Source organism: Pseudomonas sp. JR33AA, assembly GCF_021378985.1.
Classification (GTDB): domain Bacteria; phylum Pseudomonadota; class Gammaproteobacteria; order Pseudomonadales; family Pseudomonadaceae; genus Aquipseudomonas; species Aquipseudomonas alloputida.
The window spans coordinates 1-19082 of record NZ_JAJSAW010000023.1 but is presented as its reverse complement, the minus strand read 5'-3'; the positions used below and the strand labels follow the sequence as shown (position 1 = coordinate 19082).

Annotated in this window: 15 protein-coding genes; 3 read left to right on the top strand and 12 right to left on the bottom strand. The window is 64.4% G+C overall.

Annotation, left to right across the window (positions count from 1 at the left end; genetic code table 11):
* Positions 1 to 68: 68 nt before the first annotated feature.
* From LVS58_RS23305 to pvdP, 4 genes are all read right to left on the bottom strand, one after another.
* Complete coding sequence (locus tag LVS58_RS23305; RefSeq protein WP_233693015.1) at positions 69 to 1394, bottom strand: MFS transporter; 1326 nt, start codon at positions 1392 to 1394, stop codon at positions 69 to 71.
* A 72-nt stretch (positions 1395 to 1466) separates the two neighbouring features.
* Positions 1467 to 1946: a histidine kinase gene (locus LVS58_RS23300; RefSeq protein WP_233693014.1), complete on the bottom strand. Its 480-nt coding sequence runs from the start codon at positions 1944 to 1946 to the stop codon at positions 1467 to 1469.
* 168 nt (positions 1947 to 2114) lie between these two features.
* Entirely contained in the window at positions 2115 to 2648 is a 534-nt protein-coding gene (locus LVS58_RS23295) for a sigma-70 family RNA polymerase sigma factor (RefSeq protein ID WP_325175992.1), read from the bottom strand.
* Positions 2649 to 2712: 64 nt separating this feature from the next.
* Complete coding sequence (gene pvdP, locus LVS58_RS23290) at positions 2713 to 4338, bottom strand: pyoverdine maturation tyrosinase PvdP (protein WP_233693012.1); 1626 nt, start codon at positions 4336 to 4338, stop codon at positions 2713 to 2715.
* 182 nt (positions 4339 to 4520) lie between these two features.
* Here pvdP and LVS58_RS23285 point away from each other — a divergent pair, with 182 nt between their 5' ends.
* The 3 genes from LVS58_RS23285 (at position 4521) to LVS58_RS23275 (ending at position 8358) form a co-directional block, all read left to right on the top strand.
* Positions 4521 to 5867 carry a dipeptidase gene (locus LVS58_RS23285; RefSeq protein WP_233693011.1) on the top strand — a complete coding sequence of 449 codons (1347 nt, stop codon included), beginning with the start codon at positions 4521 to 4523 and terminating at the stop codon, positions 5865 to 5867.
* Between the two features lie 16 nt (positions 5868 to 5883).
* Positions 5884 to 7173 (top strand): pyoverdine-tailoring periplasmic protein PvdN, encoded by a 1290-nt coding sequence (pvdN, locus tag LVS58_RS23280; protein WP_233693010.1) that lies wholly within the window; start codon positions 5884 to 5886, stop codon positions 7171 to 7173.
* A gap of 63 nt (positions 7174 to 7236) precedes the next feature.
* On the top strand, positions 7237 to 8358 hold the full coding sequence (locus LVS58_RS23275) for a cupin-like domain-containing protein (RefSeq protein ID WP_233693009.1): 1122 nt from the start codon (positions 7237 to 7239) through the stop codon (positions 8356 to 8358).
* 73 nt (positions 8359 to 8431) lie between these two features.
* Here LVS58_RS23275 and LVS58_RS23270 read toward each other — a convergent pair whose 3' ends face one another.
* From LVS58_RS23270 to LVS58_RS23235, 8 genes are all read right to left on the bottom strand, one after another.
* Positions 8432 to 9823 (bottom strand): aspartate aminotransferase family protein, encoded by a 1392-nt coding sequence (locus LVS58_RS23270; RefSeq protein ID WP_233693008.1) that lies wholly within the window; start codon positions 9821 to 9823, stop codon positions 8432 to 8434.
* 335 nt (positions 9824 to 10158) lie between these two features.
* Positions 10159 to 11481, bottom strand: a complete 1323-nt coding sequence (locus LVS58_RS23265; RefSeq protein WP_233693007.1) for an ATP-binding protein — start codon at positions 11479 to 11481, stop codon at positions 10159 to 10161.
* Positions 11478 to 12161 (bottom strand): response regulator, encoded by a 684-nt coding sequence (locus LVS58_RS23260; RefSeq protein WP_020193358.1) that lies wholly within the window; start codon positions 12159 to 12161, stop codon positions 11478 to 11480. The genes LVS58_RS23265 and LVS58_RS23260 overlap by 4 nt, the downstream gene beginning before the upstream one ends.
* 640 nt (positions 12162 to 12801) lie before the next feature.
* The gene (locus tag LVS58_RS23255) at positions 12802 to 13365 is read right to left on the bottom strand and encodes a nucleotidyltransferase family protein (RefSeq protein ID WP_233693006.1); all 564 of its coding nucleotides are present in this window, start codon (positions 13363 to 13365) and stop codon (positions 12802 to 12804) included.
* Positions 13362 to 14333 (bottom strand): XdhC family protein, encoded by a 972-nt coding sequence (locus LVS58_RS23250; protein ID WP_233693005.1) that lies wholly within the window; start codon positions 14331 to 14333, stop codon positions 13362 to 13364. Before LVS58_RS23250 ends, LVS58_RS23255 begins: the two co-directional genes overlap by 4 nt.
* Positions 14334 to 14336: 3 nt before the next feature.
* Positions 14337 to 15548 (bottom strand): cytochrome c, encoded by a 1212-nt coding sequence (locus LVS58_RS23245; protein WP_233693004.1) that lies wholly within the window; start codon positions 15546 to 15548, stop codon positions 14337 to 14339.
* A 2-nt stretch (positions 15549 to 15550) separates the two neighbouring features.
* Positions 15551 to 16087: a (2Fe-2S)-binding protein gene (locus LVS58_RS23240; protein WP_003254265.1), complete on the bottom strand. Its 537-nt coding sequence runs from the start codon at positions 16085 to 16087 to the stop codon at positions 15551 to 15553.
* Entirely contained in the window at positions 16080 to 18911 is a 2832-nt protein-coding gene (locus LVS58_RS23235; RefSeq protein WP_233693003.1) for a xanthine dehydrogenase family protein molybdopterin-binding subunit, read from the bottom strand. Before LVS58_RS23235 ends, LVS58_RS23240 begins: the two co-directional genes overlap by 8 nt.
* Between the last annotated feature and the right edge of the window lie 171 nt (positions 18912 to 19082).

Genomic DNA, 19082 nt, shown 5'->3' with positions numbered 1-19082 from the left:
AGATCGGGCGCCGCCCGCGCGGCGCATCGCGAGCAAGCCCTGCTACACAACCCAAGACATGCACCTGCTCATTTGTCGCCACACATGACCGGCATCGGCTCCGCCGCAAACACCAATGGCTCACGACGCCCGTAATACAAGGCCGTCAGCAGCCCCACCGCACCCATGATCAGACAAAACCCGACACACACCCACGGGCTCCAAGGCATCAGCGCAATCAGCGCCAGCGGCGTGGTACTGGCCCACACTGCGTAGGCCACGTTGTAGGTGAAGGAAATCCCCGAAACCCGGATCTCGGCCGGGAACAGCCCGACCATTACCGACGGCACCACCCCCACCACTCCGCAGCTCAACCCTGCCAGCGCATACGCCATCCAGGTCATCCCCCACTGCCCCACCAGGCTGGCGTACAACGCGCCGATACCCAGCGGCAGCAACAGGCTATACAGCATCAGCGCGCGCCAGGCCCCCACACGGTCGACCAGCAGCCCGGCCAGCACGCAGCCAATGTTGAGGAAGACGATGCCCACGCTGCTCAGGGCGAAGGTGTGCCCGGCACTCATGCCGAAACGCTGCTGCATCACCGTCGGCGTGATCACCACCAGCACCACCACCGCCGAGGTCAGCACACAGGTCAGCAACGCGGCAGGGATCAACGCCCGGCGGTGTTCGCCCAGCACCCGCCGCAGCGGAAAACTCACAGGTTGCTCCTGGCGCGCGCGCAGGGCGAGGAACACCGGTGTTTCACTTAGCCAGCGGCGTAGCCACACACCTATCACACCGAACACCCCACCCAACAGGAACGGGTAGCGCCAGGCGTAATCGAGGATTTCCTGCGGGGTGAACAGTTGCGCAAGCAAGGTAGCGGTCAGCGCCCCCAGCAGGTAACCAAAGGTGAGCCCGGCCTGCAGAAAGCCCAGGGCATAGCCGCGCCGCCCGTCTGGCGCGTGCTCGGCAACGAACGTCCAGGCGCTTGGCACTTCACCGCCGACGGCAGCACCCTGGAGGATGCGCAAGGCCAACAGGATCAGCGGGGCGGCATAGCCGATGTCGGCATAGGTCGGCATCACCCCGATCAGCAGGCACGGCAGGGCCATCATCAGGATGCTCAGGCTGAATACCCGCTTGCGCCCCAGGTGGTCGGCGAAGTGCGCCATCAGGATGCCGCCCAGCGGCCGCGCCAGGTAGCCGGTGACGAAAATGCCGAAGCTTTGCAGCAAGCGCAGCCATTCGGGCATCTCGGGCGGGAAGAACAGTTGGCTGAGGGTCAGCGCGAAGAACACGAAAATGATGAAGTCGTAGATTTCCAGCGCGCCACCCAGCGCCGCCAGGCCCAGGGTCCGATGGTCGCCGCGGCTGAACCGGGGCGGGCGAGCGGTATCGATGGCAGTCATGGCAGGGTCCGCAGATCGGCAAAGGGCAAGAGCATAACAAATAGCTGCCCGATTGCCCCGCCTGCGGCACCGCTAGCGGTTGAACACCGTATGCGCGAAGTTGGCTCGCGGCCGTGGCCGCGCTGTACTGGCCGGCAGGGCGCTTGGCAGCGGTAGCTTGCCGACCACCATGGGTGCGTCGATGATTGCCATGAACGTCTCCAGCGCCTCGTTATCGGGCGCCTGAGGCAGGCTCAGGCTGACCGCCTGGCGCTCGGTCTGCGGCACTGCGGGTACTTTCAACTGGCTGGAATGGTAAAGCAGGGCATGCTGGATTTGTGTGCTGACGCGGCAGAAGCGTTCCAGATCGACGCCACAATGGCTGGCCAGCTCGATATTGCCCAGCAACAGGTGAAAGGGCTGCAAGGCGCACTGCACCAGGCGCTGCAGCTCCTCGAAGCTATCCACTGGGGCTATCCGGTAATAGCCCAAACCATTGAGCAACCGCTCCAGCTGCAGGCGCTGGCAGGGGTGTGCATCGGCGATGAGAATGCGCAGGGTCTTGTTTACCATGGTCGGACCTGGGCCATTAGGTAATGGGCACGCTCCATGACCATACTGCGCCTGTAACGGCAAATGCCAAGGCCATACCCGGCAACGGTCTTCTTTGATAGAAGTCGGGAAAGCCGCATAAATCAAGTGATTGACTGACGGAATTTGCATTTGCCTTTAACCTGGCAATCAGGATTCCCATTGCCGCATGCGCACCCGGCAGTGCTTCATGGCATTGACGATGTGCTTTTCCACCAGGCTGCGCGAGATGCCCAGCCGCTCGGCGATCTGCAAATGTGACAGGCCTTCGATCTTGCGCAGCAGGAAGCATTCGCGGCAGGGGCCGGTCAGTTCGTCGAGTGCCCGCTGCATGAGGGCCAGGCGTTGGTTGAGCTGCAGTTCCTGCGCCAGCGCCGGCACATGCCCGCCCTCATCACTGTCGAGTATCTCCAGCGGTTCGGCCTGACGCACCAGATGGCGACGATGACGGTCGACCACCAGGTTCAGGGCGATACGGTACAGGAAGGCGCGCGGATGCTCGATCTGCCCGTTGTCCGCTCGCTCCAGTACCCGCAGGTAGGCATCGTGGGCAACATCCTCTGCCGCCTGACGGTTACCCAAGCGCGCGGACAGGAAACTCACCAACTCACGATAGTAACGTTCCACAAACACACCTGGAATCGTCTGCACACCCACGCTGAGGCAGTTGCAGAACTGAGTGATATCAGCGTGCAATCTTACAAAATATAATGATTCTCAGCAACGCACACCTGCGCTGTACTCACCGTCAGCCCGACGCCCGCACGACCTTGAGATTGCGGGCATACCAGGGACGCTGTGGCACCCGTGGTCGCAGCCGGGCAAAGAGGTCTTCGTTGCCATAAATGATACGCAACGCCAACTTCATGGTTTCCGGGTCCATTTCGACGCTTCGACCGGGCCGCAAACCTGGTACCGTCGAACAGCCATGGGTATCGGGACCCAGCCACGGGTCAGCCACGGCCACCCAGCGCCCGGGTGCGAACCAGGGTACGCCGTTCACCTGCAAGCGACGGATCTCACCCGGGTGGACCCGCTCATGGGCTCGGAACCAGTCGTCGACTCGGTCGTCGATCCAGCCATGAAAATGCCAGAACACCGGGTTTACATGCGACGAGAACGGGTCGCCGAGAAAATCGTTGCGTGCTTCGAACCAGCGCTCGGCGAAATCACCCGGGGTGCGTGCAGCAGGCACCGGCATACCGTTGGACGGGTCGCGCGGCACCGCCGCCCAACGCATGTGCAACCAGTCATGCAGGCCCAGCTCCAGCTCTGAACCGAACTGCCCCAAGGTCAGCTTGCTCAGGTATTCCGGATCACTGTAGCGCGACTCCCAGACCTGAAAGTTGCCATGGAAGGTATCCGGGCTTTTGATGTCGCGTACCCACTGGGTGTACTCCTGGTCGTCATGGGCCAGCCAGGTGGGTGGCAAGGCATTGCCGTCGTGGTTGTCGAAGTAACGGGCGAAACCGATGCGGTCACGCTCGAGCTCCGGCTGAGGCAGCGGGAACCGCGTCCACGAAGGCAGGTCCTGCAGGGCCCTGGCACTGCCGAGCATGTGCCGGTGCATGAACAGGAAGTCTTCCCCGGAGCCGTTGCGATCCTTGTGCCTGCCACGCGCATCACGCTCCTGGCCACGCGGCCCGGGTTGCCAGCCCAAGCCACGCAGGGCGGATTGCTTGTCCTCTTCCAGCTTGTGCCACTTGTCCCGCGATGCGTGCCACAGCTGGTGAAACAGCCGGTGCTCCGGCGAAATGAGCCAGGCCAGCAGCTGTGGCGACAGCGGCGTACGTTCGCGAGCCTCCGGGAAAGGCCGCTTCAAGGCCAGGAAACCATTGTCCAGAACAGGCAGCGACAGGGCGCGGTCCAGGGCCGAGATACGACCATTGAGCGTTGCCGGCCCGGCATTGCCATAGGCGCCCCAGACCTCATCGAGCACCACATGGCATTCATAGCGCGCCTGCCCTGCCCCGGGCTCGGTTGGAAACAGCCGCCAGCGCAACGTCCCGGGCTTGTCCGTCAACAAGTCACCCATGACCCGATAACGGGGTTCCTGCTCACTGCGCAGGCGTTCTGCGGTGTCCAGGTAGCCCCGCAGCCCCCGGCCATTGCTGGCGACATCCAGAAACAATTCCAGCTCCCCGTCGGGTAAACCCAGCAGTTGGGCATCCTTGCCATGTGCAGTCCAGCGCCAGATGCCCCGCAGGATGTCGCCCAGCTGCTGCAGGCGGGTATCGGCCAACTCGACAACAGCCTCGCCAGGCGTTTCCACAAACGCCTCGGCATCGCGCTGTCGCTGCACGTACAGCGCGCCGGGTACCGCTACGCCCGTCAATGCCACAGCAGCGATGAACCCGCGTCGAGAAATCGTCATTGCAACTACCTGTGCGTTCATGGCGGCCATGGAGCACGGCCCGTCCAAGGCTAGAACGTTGTACCTGCGCAAAAATTTAACGCCGCGGCCGGGCCGGCTAAATTTCCTCCGTGTCGACTCGTTCACCCCAGGTAGCGGCGGCCTCTGTGCCCTCCCTCGACGGCGAACCTACCGAGACCAAGATGACGACACCACGCTGGAAAAAAGCCCTGTACATCAGCCTGGCTGCGGCAGTCGCCGCGGGTGCCGGTCTGGCTGCCTGGTACCATTTCGCGGCCCCTGGCGGCTACTCCCGGGAAGTCGTTCGTCAAGCCAACGACTTGCAGGAACGCATCATCTCGTTCGACAGCCATGTCACCTTGCCGCTGGACTTCGGCAACGAAGGCAGCGAAGCCGACAAGGACGGGCCGGGCCGCTTCGACCTGGCCAAGGCTGCCCGGGGGCGGCTGTCCGGCGCGGCGCTGACCCTCTTTGCCTGGCCCGAATCGTGGACCGGCGCAAACAGCCCGCATCGCCCCACACCAGGCTTCGTCGAGGCCGCCCGCCACACCCAGGAAGTGCGCTACAACGCCATCACCGCAATGGTGCGCGACTTCCCTGAACGCGCCGCGATTGCCTACACCCCTCAGGACATGCGGCGCCTGCACGGCGAAGGCAAGTTCGCGGTATTTCTGAGCATGCTCAATGCGTATGCGCTGGGGGACGATATCGACCAGCTCGACCGCTGGGCGGCACGCGGGGTGCGCATGTTCGGCTTCAGCTACGTCGGCAACAACAGCTGGGCCGACTCGTCTCGCCCCTTGCCATTCTTCAATGACACTGTCGATGCGCTCGATGGCCTGTCCCCCATCGGCAAGCGCGCCGTGCAGCGGCTCAATGACCTGGGCGTGATCATCGATGTCTCGCAGATGTCCAGCAAGGCGCTGAACCAGGTCATTGAGCTCAGCCGTACTCCGGTGGTGGCGTCGCACTCGGCACCCCGGGCCATGGTCGATATCAACCGCAACCTGTCCGACAAGGAAATGCAATTGATCAAGGAAGGCGGCGGGGTCGTGCAACTGGTCGCGTTCTCCAGCTACCTCAAGCCGCTCAGCGCGCAGACCCAGGAAAACCTCAATGCCTTGCGTGCCCGCTATGCGCTGCCGCCACTGGCTGACCTGAACTACGCGCTGATGCCGGGCGACCCGGTCATAGCCGGCTGGCCCGAGCAGAAGGTCGGGCAATATGCCAACGAGCTCTATGCAATCCTCGAACAGGAGCCGCCAGCGACGCTGAAGGACTATGGCGATGCCATCGACTACACCGTGCGCAAGATTGGCATCGACCACGTCGGCATTAGCTCCGACTTCAACGAAGGCGGCGGCATCGATGGCTGGCATGACGCCAGCGAGGCACGCAACGTAACGGCCGAACTCATTACCCGCGGCTACTCCGAGGCCGATATCGCCAAGCTTTGGGGTGGCAACTTCCTGCGCGTCTGGGAACAGGTACAGAACGCTGCCCGCGGCACCGACACTTCTCTGCGCTGAGCCATTGGGCACTCTTATGAACGACCGTCGCAACTTTCTTAAACGGGCAGGTCTCCTCGCCGCCGGCCTGCCGCTCGCCGGCCACCTGCTACCCGGTGCCGAGGCCGCCACGCCGATACCGAGCGTCGGCAACCCACGATGGGCCGATTTTCGCCGCCTGTTCGAACTCGACCCGAACTATGCGCACTTCGCCAACTTCCTGATCACCTCTCATCCAAGGCCGGTACGCGAGGCCATTGAGGCCCTGCGTGCACGTTTCGACCGTCACCCGGCGCGAATGGTCGACTGGGACGCCCAGTCGGAGTGGAAACACGAGGCTGAGGTACGCCAATGGGCGGCACGCTACCTGGAGGTGGCGCCACGCCAGATTGCCCTGACGGGCAGCACTACCGAGGGCCTGGGCTTGATCTATGGTGGCATCAAGCTGGCGCCCGGCCAGGAAATCCTGACCACGGTGCACGAACATTCCGCCGCACGGCAGACCATGAACTACCGCAGCGCCCGCGATGGCAACCCGGTACGCAGGCTGCGCCTGTTCGAGCAACCCTGGCAGGTAAGCACCGACCAGGTGCTGGGCACGTTGCGTGCCGCTATTTCCCCGCAAACGCGGGTGCTGGGCATGACCTGGGTACATTCGGGCAGCGGGGTGAAACTGCCGGTTGGCGAAATCGGTGCACTCGTACGCGAGGTCAATCAGAACAGGGACGAACGCGACCATATCCTGTATGTCATCGACGGGGTTCACGGCTTTGGCGTCGAGGACATGCGCTTCGCCGACCTGAACTGCGACTACTTCATATCCGGGACCCACAAGTGGATGTTCGGCCCCCGCGGGACAGGCATCATCTGCGCCGCATCCTCGGCACTGGGGCAGCTGCAACCGAGCATCGCCACCTTCTCGGAAAACGAAGACTTCGCCACCATCATGAGCCCGGGTGGCTACCACGCCTTCGAGCACCGCTGGGCCCTGGGCAAGGCGTTCGAACTGCACCTGCAAACCGGCAAGGCTGCCGTGCAGGCACGTATCCACGCCCTCAACGACTACCTCAAGCAACAGCTGGAAAGCCTGCCTGCCATCGAACTGGTGACGCCGCGCAGCAGCACCCATTCGGCGGGCTTCACCTTCTTTCGCGGCAAAGGCCAGGATGCCGACGAGCTGGCCAGGTACCTGACAAGCCAACGCATCATCGTCGACGCCGTCTCGCGCGATGCCGGGCCAGTGGTGCGCACTGCGCCGGGTTTGCTGAATACCGAAGCGGAAATCGACCGGCTGGTCGAAGTACTGCGCCAGCGCCTGCGCGCCTGACAACCCGGGCCGGCCACACGCGCCCATGCCAACCCTGCACAACGACCACCGACGAGGCTTACCGTGGACCTTCAGCGCATACTCGAAAAACTGTTCGTCAACGCCCATGCCGTCGGCATCGAAGGCGTGTTCCAGTTCGACTTCGGCCAGGGGCTCACCTACTGGTCCGAGGTAGGCGACAACACGTGCACGGGGGGTGGCCGGCATGAGGCTCCGGACGTCACGATCGAAGTGGCTCAAGATGACTTCCTCGGCATCATGGCGGGCGCTGTCGACGTAGAGGAACTGTTCGCCAGTGCACGCCTGAAAATTACCGGCAACATGGGCCTGGCTACCCTGCTGCCGCAGGTTATCAGCAGCGCGCGGCAAGGCGCGACCACCAGCAAGGCAGCAATGAACCAGCGATACCCCACGCCAGGGCGCTACAGCGAGGAGGTCTCAGCAGCCCAACCCGTGCTGTATGAGGTACAACGCCTGTCACGGGCCGAGATGCCGCCGTCGCGCTTCGATCGAGAACACCTGGCAACGGGCTTGCCGGTGGTGCTGAGCGATGCCCTTGGCGACTGGCCGCTGTTCACCATGGGCCGTGAAGCTTCGTTGGCCCACTTTGCCGAGCTACAGGGCATCACCCGGCATGGTGACTACGTGAAGAAGACCTTCTCTACCGACCGCGACTTCCGCGCCACCTCCATGGCCGACTTCATCGCTTCGCTCGACAAGCCGGCCAAGCCCGGCGAGCCGCCCGCCTACATGGGCAACAATATCGTGCCAGAAAAGCTCCAGGCCCTGATCCGCTACCCGGACTACTTCGAACGCCAGCGCTTCATTCCACCGCGCATCTGGATCGGCCCAAAAGGTACCCTTACACCGCTGCACCGGGATGATACCGACAACCTGTTCGCCCAGGTCTGGGGACAGAAATCGTTCATCCTGGCAGCTCCGCACCATCGCGCCGCACTGGGCACCTGGTCAACCAGCCCGAAGGGCGGCCTGGACGGCTGCGATTTCAACCCCGATGCCCCCGACTACGAGCGCTTCCCCGAAGCCCGTGAGGTGCCCTTCCTGCGCGTGGTGTTGCAGGCCGGCGACTTGCTGTTCCTGCCCGAGGGCTGGTTCCACCAGGTAGAGTCAGTGTCCACGTCGCTGTCCGTGAACTTCTGGGTAGACTCCGGACGCGGCTGGTAACCCGGTGACGGCAACCTGATCCTGATGGGCCATTGGTGGAGGCGATGGGCCGCAACGCGGCCCCGGCAAAGGTTCAGACTGCCGCGATCAACGCCTCTGTAAAGCGCTGCGCCACGTCATCGATTTGCTCAGCGCTGATGATCAACGGCGGCAGGAAGCGCACCACCGCGCCATGCCGCCCCCCCAGCTCCAGGATCAACCCTCGCTTGAGGCACTCGCGCTGCACCTTGGCCGCCAGCTCACGGTTGGCCTGCGGATACCCCAAGGCATCCCGCTGGCCCTGCGGGGCCACCAGTTCGACCCCAAGCATCAAGCCACGCCCGCGAACATCACCCAACTGCGGATAGTCCCGTTGCAATTGCTGCAAGTGCTGACGCAGGCGCAGCCCCATGGCCTCGGCGTGCTCGGCCAGGCGATGTTCGACCAGGTAGTTGATCACCGCCGAACCCGCCGCCATGGCCATCTGGTTGCCACGGAAGGTACCGGCATGCGCACCCGGCTTCCAGGTGTCCAGCCAGTCGCGATAGACCACTACTGCCAGCGGCAGGCTGCCACCGATGGCTTTGGACAAGGTGACCACATCGGGCACGATACCGGCGTGCTCGAAGGCGAACATGCGCCCGGTACGGGCGAAGCCGCTCTGGATTTCGTCGACGATCAACGCCACACCCGCCTGCTCGGTAATGCGCCGCACGCCCTTGAGCCATTCGATGTCGGCCGGAATGACCCCGCCCTCACCCTGTACCACTTCGAGGATAACGGCGGCGGGCAGCGGCACGCCGCTTTCCGGGTCGAGCAGCAGGTTTTCCAGGTAATGCAGGTTGGCCTTGACCCCGGCCTCACCGCCCAGGCCGAACGGGCAGCGGTAGTCGTAGGGGTACGGCATGAACTGCACGCCGCTGCTCAGCAATGCGCCCAGTGGCTGCTTGGGGCCGAGGCTACCCATCAGGCTCAACGCGCCCTGGCTCATGCCGTGGTAGGCGCCGTGAAAGGCCAGCACGGTGCTGCGCCCGGTTGCGCCACGCACCAGTTTGAGCGCCGCTTCAACGGCGTCGGTACCGGTCGGGCCGCAGAACTGCACCTTGGCCTCGCGACGCAGCGCCTCGGGCAGGATGCCGAACAGGTCCTGGACGAAACGGTCCTTGACCGGTGTGGTCAGGTCGAGTGTATGCAGCGGCAGTTCGTCAGCCAGCACGCGCTGGATTGCCTCGATCACCACCGGGTGATTATGACCCAGCGCCAAGGTGCCAGCGCCAGCCAGGCAGTCGATGAACTGGCGGCCTTCGACGTCTTCGACATGGATGCCCCGGGCGCGCTTGAGCGCCAGCGGGATGCGCCGCGGGTAGCTGCGGGCGTTGGACTCTTGCTGCTGCTGGCGTTGCAGCAAAGGCGAATCGGTGAATTCGTACAAGGGTTGCGGCACGCTGGCCGGTGCAACCTGGGCAAGGCTGGAAGCGGTGGACATGGGTGAATCCTCGCAAGCAAGCGGATGGGCGGTTATCGCTTTGGAAACGCTTGAGTGGGGGGAGGATTTAGCGGTTGTTACGCGATTTTATTTTTGTCTGTGCCGGCCCTTTCGCGGGTAAACCCGCTCCTACAAAGACCACACCGCTGCGTAGGAGCGGGTTCACCCGCGAAGAGGCCAGCACAGGCAAACCCTCCCCCCACAGACCGCCACCCGCCCGTAGGAGCGGGTTCACCCGCGAAGAGGCCAGCACAGGCAAACCCTCCCCCCACAGACCGCCACCCGCCCGTAGGAGCGGGTTCACCCGCGAAGAGGCCAGCACAGGCAATAAAACATCAATGCACCGGACGCGCCGGCACCCGCAACAAGACGCGCAAACCGTCACTACGGCTGTCAAAGCGCAGGCTACCAGCACACCGCTGCACGATTGCCTGCACAATGGCCAGCCCCAATCCGCAACCACCACTCTGCCCATTACGCCAGAAGCGCTCGGTCAGGTGCGCGAGGTCCGCCTCGGCAATCCCTGGCCCATGGTCACGCACCATGAAACCCACTTGCCCGTCCGCCATCTGCACGTCCAGCTCTACGGCTTCATCACCGCCATGACGCAGGGCGTTGTCCAGCAGGTTACGCAGCGCTGCCACCGCCAACGGTGCCGGCATCCCCAGGTAGATTTGCGTCGCCTCTTCTGGCAAACGCAACACGATACGCCGGTTGTCACCGCCGCCGGCATCCTGCACCGCCTGACGGACCACCTGCTCGGCGCTGCACTGCACGCCATCTTCGAACGACAGGCTGCCTTCCACCCGCGCCAGCATCAGCAACTGCTCAAGCGTGCGGTGCATGCGGTCGGTGCCCTGCTCGGCATGCTCCAGCGCCTGCTCGCGCACTGCACCGTCGGTCATGCGCGCCACCTGCAGGTGGGTCTTGATCGCGGTCAGCGGGCTGCGCAGTTCATGCGCGGCATCGTCGGTCAGGCGCCGCTCACGCTCGAGGGTCTGGGCAATGCGCAGGAACAGCTGGTTTTGGGTCTCCAGCAACGGCTGCAACTCGCTGGGCATACCCGCCACCTGCAGCGGCTCGACACTGTCCGCACGCCTGCGGCGCAAGGCATCACGCATGCGGTTGAGCGGCTCCAGGCCCTTGCCAAGCCCGATCCACAACAGCCCCAGGCTGCCGAGCAGGGCCATCAGTACCGGTGCCGATGCCGCCAGCAGAATCGACTGGTTCAGCGCCTCGCGCTCCATGTGCCGGTCGGCCGTGGTGATACGCACATCGCCGTGGTTGTAGGTAAAGGTGCGCCAAAGTGCATCGTCGATGGTCTGGTCACGGAACCCGCTGCGCTCGTCGTCCATGGTGCCATCGTGTTTGTGGTTGCTGGCGAGGATCTCGCCACGCAGCGAGCTGACCTGGCAGGCCATGCCATCCGGTACGCTGAACTGGTCGGCGGAAAAGTGCGCCTCCCCGCCCTTGGCAGTCAGCGGCTGCGGCAACTGGTCGATCAGCCCGGCGACCATACGCGCCGACGCCACCAGGCGCTGGTCGAGGGAGAACATCATTTGCTGGCGCAGGTCTCGCAGCATCCACGCGGCGGCCAGTGCCCAGATGATCACGAAGGCACTGCCGAGGATCAGGCTCAGGCGTACCCGCAGGCTCATGATGCGGCCTCTTGCGGTGCCTGCGCCGGGCCCAGGCGGTAGCCCAGGCCACGCACGGTCTCGACAATGCCGTTACCCAGCTTGCGGCGCAGGTGGTGGATGTGCACGTTGAGGGCGTTGCTTTCGACTTCGTCGCTGAACCCGTACACGCAGTCTTTCAGTTGCTCGCTGGACAGCACTCGCCCGGGGTTCTGCAGCAGCGCCTGGAGCAGGGCCTGCTCACGGCGGGACAGGTCGACATGCTGGCCGGCCAAGGTCGCCTCACAGCTACTGGGGTCATAGCGCAGCGGGCCGTGCTCGATCACGTTCACCGCCCGCCCGGCCACCCGCCGCAGCAAGGTATGCAGGCGTGCAGCCAGCTCGCGCAAATCGAAGGGCTTGAGCAGGTAATCGTCGGCACCGGCCTGCAGGCCATCGACACGATCGGTGACGGCATCGCGGGCGGTGAGCACCAGTACCGGCAGGGTCTCGCCTTTTTCGCGCAGGCGGCGCAGCAGCTTGAGGCCGTCTTCGTCGGGCAGGCCGAGGTCGAGGATCATCACGTCGAACTGCGCGGCCTGCAGCATTGCCCGCGCATCGGCGGCGTTGCCAACCCGGTCCACGGTCAGGCCCTGGGCGGTGAGGCCGGCGCAGATGCCGGCGGCGATCAGGTCGTCGTCCTCGCAGAGCAGAACGTGCATGGTGGGGCTCCCGGAGTGGTATGGCTGGCATTGCACCTTGGGCGGATTAAGGGGGGATTATGGACCTTTTGTGAGGGGATGGGGGGCGGCTCGGGTGGGGTGATTGGCCGGGTTGTTCGTCATGGCATCTGCGGCGCCTGCGAAAGGTGTTCGCCGTGGCATCTGCGGCGCCTGTGAAAGGTGTTCGCCGTGGCATCTGCGGCGCCTGTGAAAGGTGTTCGCCGTGGCATCTGCGGCGCCTGTGAAAGGTGTTCGCCGTGACGCTTTCTGCGCCTGTGAGATCGAGCGCCGCCCGCGCGGCGCTTCGCGGGTAAACCCGCTCCTACGTTTGTTTCGGGCCAATTATGCCTGTGGGATTTGCGCGCGAACGCCCTGGCGCATGGCCCGATATCGCGTCGTACCAACAAGGCGGACGCGCGCGCCAGGCACAGGAGGGACTGGCCCGAAACAAACGTAGGAGCGGGTTTACCCGCGAAGCGCCGCGCGGGCGGCGCTCGATCTCACAGGCGCCAAGAAACGTAATGGCGAACACCTTTCACAGGCGCCGCAGATGCCACGGCGAACACCTTTCACAGGCGCCACAGACGCCATGCCGAACACCCGCCACAGACGCCGCAGACGCTATGGCGCCCCCTTGGCCCTACATCACCCCCTGCGGGGTATCCACATCCAGCAACACCCCAGCATCCTCCACCTCAACCACAACACAACGATCCCGCTGCGCCTGCACCACCGCCCGCGCCCCTTCATCGCCGGCCAATAGCCCCAGCGCCGGCCAGAAATTGCGCCCGAAAATCACCGGGTGGCCCTGCTGCCCGGCATGGCGCGGCAACACAATGTTCGAAGCGCTCGAGGCATCGGCCAACCGGCGCAAGGTTGCCGACTCGATCCAAGGCATATCACCCAACAGGATCGCCACCGCCTGTGCCTGGCTGTCGCCCAACGCCCCGGCCCCGACCGCCAGGCTATGCCCCATGCCCGACGCCGCATCAGGGCTGACGATAACCCGGCAATCGGCAGGCAAGCCAAAATCTTCGCCCTGCTCGCCCGCGCGCAACACCACGCGCACATCATCAAACACCGCCCGGGCACGCGCCACGCTATGCGCCAGCAAACTGCGGCCATCAGCCAGGGTCGCCCGGCGCTTGTCGGCGCCAAAACGCACACTGCTGCCTGCAGCCAATACCAACGCAATCACGTTCACAGCGCCACCCGCTCGATGCCGTTGCGCACACGAAGGATATCGGCCAGTACCGCCAAGGCGATCTCGGCCGGAGTCTTGCTGCCCAGGTTCAGGCCAATCGGCGCATGGATGCGCGCCAACTCGTCGCAACCCAGGCCACCAATCCGCTGCAAGCGTACGCGACGCTTGTCGGAGGTGACCTTGGAGCCCATCACCCCGATGTAGAACGCTTCGGTACGCACGGCTTCAAGCATCGCCAGGTCGTCGATTTTCGGATCATGGGTCAATGCCACCACTGCCGTATCGGCATGGCAACCGCCATTGGCGATGAATTCCGACGGTAGCTCGCGGCGCACCTCTATGCCATTGAGCACTACGCCGTCGAGTACTTCGTCACGCGGCTCGCAAAGGATGACCTCAAAACCCAGCCCCCTGCCGAATTCGGCGCAAAAATGCGCCACGCTGGAATAGCCGGCCAGCAGCAGCCGCTGGGCGGCACCAACACGCAAGCGCACCCGGGCATTTTCCCGCTCGACCCGTGGCCCCTGGCTAGGGTCATCGAGCAGCTGGCGGGCACCGGTAGACAAGCTCACCTCACGCAATACCCGGCGCTGGCCCAGCAGCGCACGCTCCAACTCACGCAGGTGAGCCTGCGCTTCGCATTCAACCGGGAGGTTCTCCACCAGTACTTCAAGCACACCGCCACACGGCAGGCGTACGCGTGAACGCGGGTCGCTGCCGTCGCCATAACGCACGATGGCAACCGGCTCGGGGAACTCCCCCAGGGCCACACGTTCGAGAAAGTCGTCTTCGACACAGCCACCGGACAGCGAGCCCAGCCACTGGCCGCTGGCGTTCACCGCCAGCAGCGAACCCGGCGCACGCGGCGCCGAGCCGTAGGTGGCGAGCACCGTGCACAACCATACCCGCTGGCCGTTGCAGGACCACTGCAAAGCCTGACGGACCACCTGGAGATCGAGATGCTGCACGCTTTACTCCGCCTTCAGCTCGGCGAGCTGCTGTACGTTCAGGTCACCGGGTAATCCACCCCAGGCCTGGCGCAGGTAGTTGACCATATCCGTCACCTGTTGGTCATCAAGCTTGTCGGCAAAGCCCGGCATTGGCTGCATGCGCTCGAAGCCGGTGAACTGCTGTTCACGGATGCCTTCGAGGACCACCTTGACCAGATTGCGCGAGTCGGCCTGGCGCAGCACGGTGTTGCCGCGCATGGCTACGGCGATGTGCGGCTTGCCCTCGCCGTCTACCCCATGGCAGCCGGCGCAGACGTTCAGGTACTGCTGGTGGCCCCGCTTGGCACTGTCGCTCATCTGCTCCAGGGCAACGGCCTCGATAGCCTTGGCCGGCGGCGGCTGGTCGCCCAGCAGGTAGGTGGCCATGGCCGCAAGGTCTGCATCTTCCAGGTGCTGGGTGCTGTGGTGCACCACCGGGAACATCTCGTTGAACATGCTGCCCTGGGCGCTGATGCCGTGCTTGAGGAAGGTGGTCAGGTCCGGCTGGGTCCAGCCGCGCTCGGCCAGGTCCTGGGCCAGCAGGCTTGGCGCCAGGTAGCCACCCAGCAGGCCGCCGCTCAGGCGCTGGTCCTGCTGCAGCGCACCGATCGGGTTGCGCGGGGTATGGCATTCGCCACAATGGCCCATGACCTCGACCATGTACTGGCCACGCTGCCAGGCCGGGCTTTTACCCTCGGTCGGCTGCAGTTGCACGCGCTTGCCATACAGCATGTTCCAGCCGCTGAGCCCCATGCGCACGTTGAACGGGAAGCGCAGCGCGGTCTGCGGTGCCGGGCGGTTGATCGGCGGCAGGGTCATCAGGTAGGCGAGGATCGCGTCCGAATCTTCACGCTTGATCAGGTGGTACGAGGTGTAAGGCATCGCAGGATAAAGGTTGGCACCGTCCTTGCGCTTGCCCTCGGTGACTGCGGCGAAGAACTCGTCGGCGCTGTAGTTGCCGATGCCGTACTGTTTGTCCGGGGTGATATTGCTGCCATAAATGGTGCCGAACGGCGAATGGATCGGCAGGCCGCCCGCATACGGCGCGCCGCCCTCGGCGGTATGGCAGGCCATGCAGTCGGCCGCGCGGGCCAGGTATTCACCGCGCTTGATCTGCGCATTGTCGGCCGCCAGGGCAAACGAACTGACAGCCAGCCCGAGGGCCAACGCCGAGGCGCTACGTACGAAGCCCATGTTCAACCCTCCTTGACCAGGCCGAGATCGTTGAGCACCTTGCGGGTGGCATCGTAGTAACGCACGTAGCCTGTGCAGCGGCAGATGTGGTGACCGAGGCTGGCCTCGATGCGGTCTTCCACCTCGCTCTTCTTCAGCGGCTGGCGCTGGGCCGTTTCCACCAGCACGGTAGCGGCATTGACGAAGCCTGGTGCGCAGTAGCTGCACTGGAAGGCGAACAGGTCGACGAACTTCTGCTGGATCGGGTTGAGCGTCAGGTTGCCGGCCTCGTCTTTCTTGGCATGGCCTTCGATGGTGCGTACCTTCTTGCCTTCGAAGTAATGCGCACCGGTGATGCAGGTGCGCACTTCCTCGCTGGTGCCATCGGGGTTGTCGACGATCACCACGCAGGCGTGGCAGATGCCCTGGCCGCAACCCAGGCGCGAGCCGGTGAGGTTCTGGTGTTCGTGCAGGTAGTCGATCATCGCCAAGTCCGCGGGGACCTCGACCGGCCCGACCGGTTGACCGTTGAGCGTCAGTTGCAGTGGACGGTTAGCCATTGAGGGCCTCCTTGATACGGGCTGGGGTGATGGGGAGATCGCGCACGCGCTTGCCGATGGCATGCGCGACGGCATTGCCGATGGCACCGACGACCGGGATCATCACCACTTCGGCGATGCCCTTGGAGGGGTCGGTCGGTGACAGCGGCGGGAGGATTTCGCTGGTCTGCTGCCACACCGCCACATCGCGCGCATGCGGCAGGCGGTAGCGGTTGAAGTTCCAGTCGCCCTCCCCGGGCCCACCCTCGTACAACGGCATTTCTTCGGTCAGTGCATGGCCAATGCCCATGGCGATACCGCCTTCGAGCTGGCCCTTGACCAGTTCCGGCACCAGCACCCGGCCACACTCGACCCAACTGTGGTGGTTGAGCACCTGTGTCTCCAAGGTGCCTTTGTTGACCTTGACCTCGACGATGGTCGCCACCGGGCTGTAGTAGGTGACCATGGCGTTGTTCAGCTGGGTGTCGGGGTAGGCCGCATTCTGCCGGTCGAGCAGGTGATAGCCATGGCTGCCCATCTGCGCCTTCTTGGCATTCACCGCACCATCGCCGTATTTCACCGCCATGGCATCGAGCGGGAAGCGCTCGCGCACGCCATCGATGACAAAGTCGGCCTCGGCCCAACTCCAGCGGTTGAAGCCGTGCACGCTCACGCCAGTAACCAGCCCCATTTCATGGGCCTTCTGCGCCAGCTGGGCAAACGGAATCGGCGCCAGGCCGTTGCCAGTCAGCTCACCGTTGACCCACACCGCATTTTCGCGGCGCACCACCAGCGGGTTTGCCTGGCCGCCGTACGGGCCTTGGCTCCAGATCGCCATGGCCGCCGGCCACAGCCCATGGTTGAACAGCACACGCGCCGCTTCGCGGGTGGCATGGCTGAAGTAGAAGGCCGAGTTGGTCGCCGACGATGGCGATGCCAGCTTGCCGACCCAGCGCGGGTCGCGCAGCGCGGCGTCCTGCTCTGGCTGGCTGATCAGGTACGGGTTTCCGCTGGTGGTCAATTGCAGCTCTGGCCATTCGGTGACTGCAGTCTTTACCTCGTCGGCCGAACGGCCGAGGAAATCGCTGACCACCAAAGCCTGGGAGGTGGACATGCCAGTACCCAGCTCAGTGCCGATATGGCGCAGGCTGATGCGGCCATCGGCGCTGAACTCGACACTGGCCATCGGCGCCTCGGAACCTGTGCCGAAGTCCTTCTGGCAGATGGCGAAGCCGACGCCGTACCAGTGATCCGGGTCCTTGGCGTCCATCTGTTGCTTGCGTGCATCGCGGTTGCGCCACCACTCGTGCACAGCGGCCTTGTCGAGGATCTCGTACAGGCGCAGGGCGCCGGCCGGGACCGCACCCTGGGTGTTCTTCATGCCCGATTTCAGCGCGTTGGCGCGACGCAGGTCGATGGCATCGACGCCCAGGCGGCCGGCGATCTCATCCACCATCATCTCGGTGGCCGCCATGCTCTGCAGGGTGCCGTAACCGCGCATGGAGCCGGCCTCGACGCCACGGGAATAGTAGGCGGTCACCGACAGGTCGTTCTGTGGCATGTAGTAGATCGACTGGGCAGCCGTGGCGCCCACTGCGGCCACCGATGGGCTGTAGTTGATGCGCCCGCCGCCGTCGCAGCTCATGTCGGCGCGGAAGATCTTGAAGCTGTTGTCCTTCTTGTCCACCGCCAGCTGGTAGCGGATATCGAAGGCATGGCGCTTGATACCGCTCTGGAACTGCTCGTAGCGGTCGTTGGCCAGCCGGATCGGCACGCCGGCGCCGTAAAGCGCAGCCACCGCAGCATAGAAGACGAAGATGTTGTTGTCTTTTGAGCCATAGCCCACGGTGTAGCCCGGGTGCATGTTCAGCGTGTTCAGGGCAAAGCGCGACGGCTTGATCATGTGCACGCATTCCTGCGCCACTTCGAACGGGCACTGGGTGGCGACCACGAAGTGCAGCGTGCCGGTGGCCGGGTCATACCAGCCGTTGCCGTTGTCCGGCTCCAGCGCCGCAGGTTCGATGGACGGCGTCTTGTAGCGCTCGTCGAACACCAGCCAGTCCTCGGGCGGGTTGTCCAGCTGCTCGGCCATGCGCCTGGCGTAGAACAAACCCTGCTCGGTCAGGTCGCCGTGCTGGTTGGGCTGCTTCGACCACACCGGCTTGCGGTTGAGAATGGTGGGGAACAGCATGGAATTCTTCAGGCTGGAGAACTCATCGTCGTCGAACGGCGTGGCGCCGCCCACCCGCACGAAGCGGAAGCTGCCATAAGGGTCGCGCTGGTACAGCGGCGCCTGGGCACCGTAGCGGATCGCCTGCTGATTGAACTGCAGCTTGCGCTTGGCCTGGCGGAAGCGCTCGAAGTCGTGCCAGATCAGGATCGCCACCGGGTGGCCGATGAACATCGGCACCTTGCCGGGCGGCAGCAGCGGGTCAGGCGAATGGGCCTCGGGCCAGGCAATACCGTCCTGCTCGAGGTCGGCGGCGGTGACGATGCGGTCCGGCTGCAGGTCGGCACCGAGCAGGCTGAGGTCATGCCCGGCATAGATACGATCAACCGTGGTGGCCTTGAGCAGCAGCGCATGGCCCTGCTGGGCGGGCCAGCCGGGCATGTCCTTGGCGCGGATGTCGCGGGCGAACACTTTGTCGCCGCAGACCTTGGACAAGGCATCGTTACGGAAACGCGCCTTGCCGTCGTGGTTCATCCACTTTTGCGGCGACGTGGTAACGCGCTCCTCCATCAACGCGGCGAAGGCCTGGCTGCCAAGTGGCGCCATGGTCACACCGACACCAGCGATCAGGCCGCCTTGCAGGAAGGCGCGCCGGGAAATATCACGGTTGGACATGCTTGATCCTCTGGGCAGTTGGGGCCTGCCCTTTCTTTTGATTCTTGGCCTGGCCTGGTAAAAGCTGACCTTGACGTCAACTTTACAGCAATTGGGTGGGCACAGGCAAAGTCAAGCCGACAATGTGTCGCGGTGTGTATAGGGCAACGGGCGGAGTTCGCGCTTTGGCAG

Excerpts from the sequence above, each read along its gene's own strand:
- pvdN (WP_233693010.1), top strand. The coding sequence starts at position 5,884 with ATGAACGACCGTCGCAACTTTCTTAAACGGGCAGGTCTCCTCGCCGCC.
- LVS58_RS23260 (WP_020193358.1), bottom strand. The coding sequence starts at position 12,161 with ATGCACGTTCTGCTCTGCGAGGACGACGACCTGATCGCCGCCGGCATC.
- LVS58_RS23245 (WP_233693004.1), bottom strand. The coding sequence starts at position 15,548 with ATGGGCTTCGTACGTAGCGCCTCGGCGTTGGCCCTCGGGCTGGCTGTC.
- pvdP (WP_233693012.1), bottom strand. The coding sequence starts at position 4,338 with ATGACGATTTCTCGACGCGGGTTCATCGCTGCTGTGGCATTGACGGGC.
- LVS58_RS23235 (WP_233693003.1), bottom strand. The coding sequence starts at position 18,911 with ATGTCCAACCGTGATATTTCCCGGCGCGCCTTCCTGCAAGGCGGCCTG.
- LVS58_RS23240 (WP_003254265.1), bottom strand. The coding sequence starts at position 16,087 with ATGGCTAACCGTCCACTGCAACTGACGCTCAACGGTCAACCGGTCGGG.
- LVS58_RS23285 (WP_233693011.1), top strand. The coding sequence starts at position 4,521 with ATGACGACACCACGCTGGAAAAAAGCCCTGTACATCAGCCTGGCTGCG.
- LVS58_RS23265 (WP_233693007.1), bottom strand. The coding sequence starts at position 11,481 with ATGAGCCTGCGGGTACGCCTGAGCCTGATCCTCGGCAGTGCCTTCGTG.
- LVS58_RS23270 (WP_233693008.1), bottom strand. The coding sequence starts at position 9,823 with ATGTCCACCGCTTCCAGCCTTGCCCAGGTTGCACCGGCCAGCGTGCCG.
- LVS58_RS23300 (WP_233693014.1), bottom strand. The coding sequence starts at position 1,946 with ATGGTAAACAAGACCCTGCGCATTCTCATCGCCGATGCACACCCCTGC.
- LVS58_RS23305 (WP_233693015.1), bottom strand. The coding sequence starts at position 1,394 with ATGACTGCCATCGATACCGCTCGCCCGCCCCGGTTCAGCCGCGGCGAC.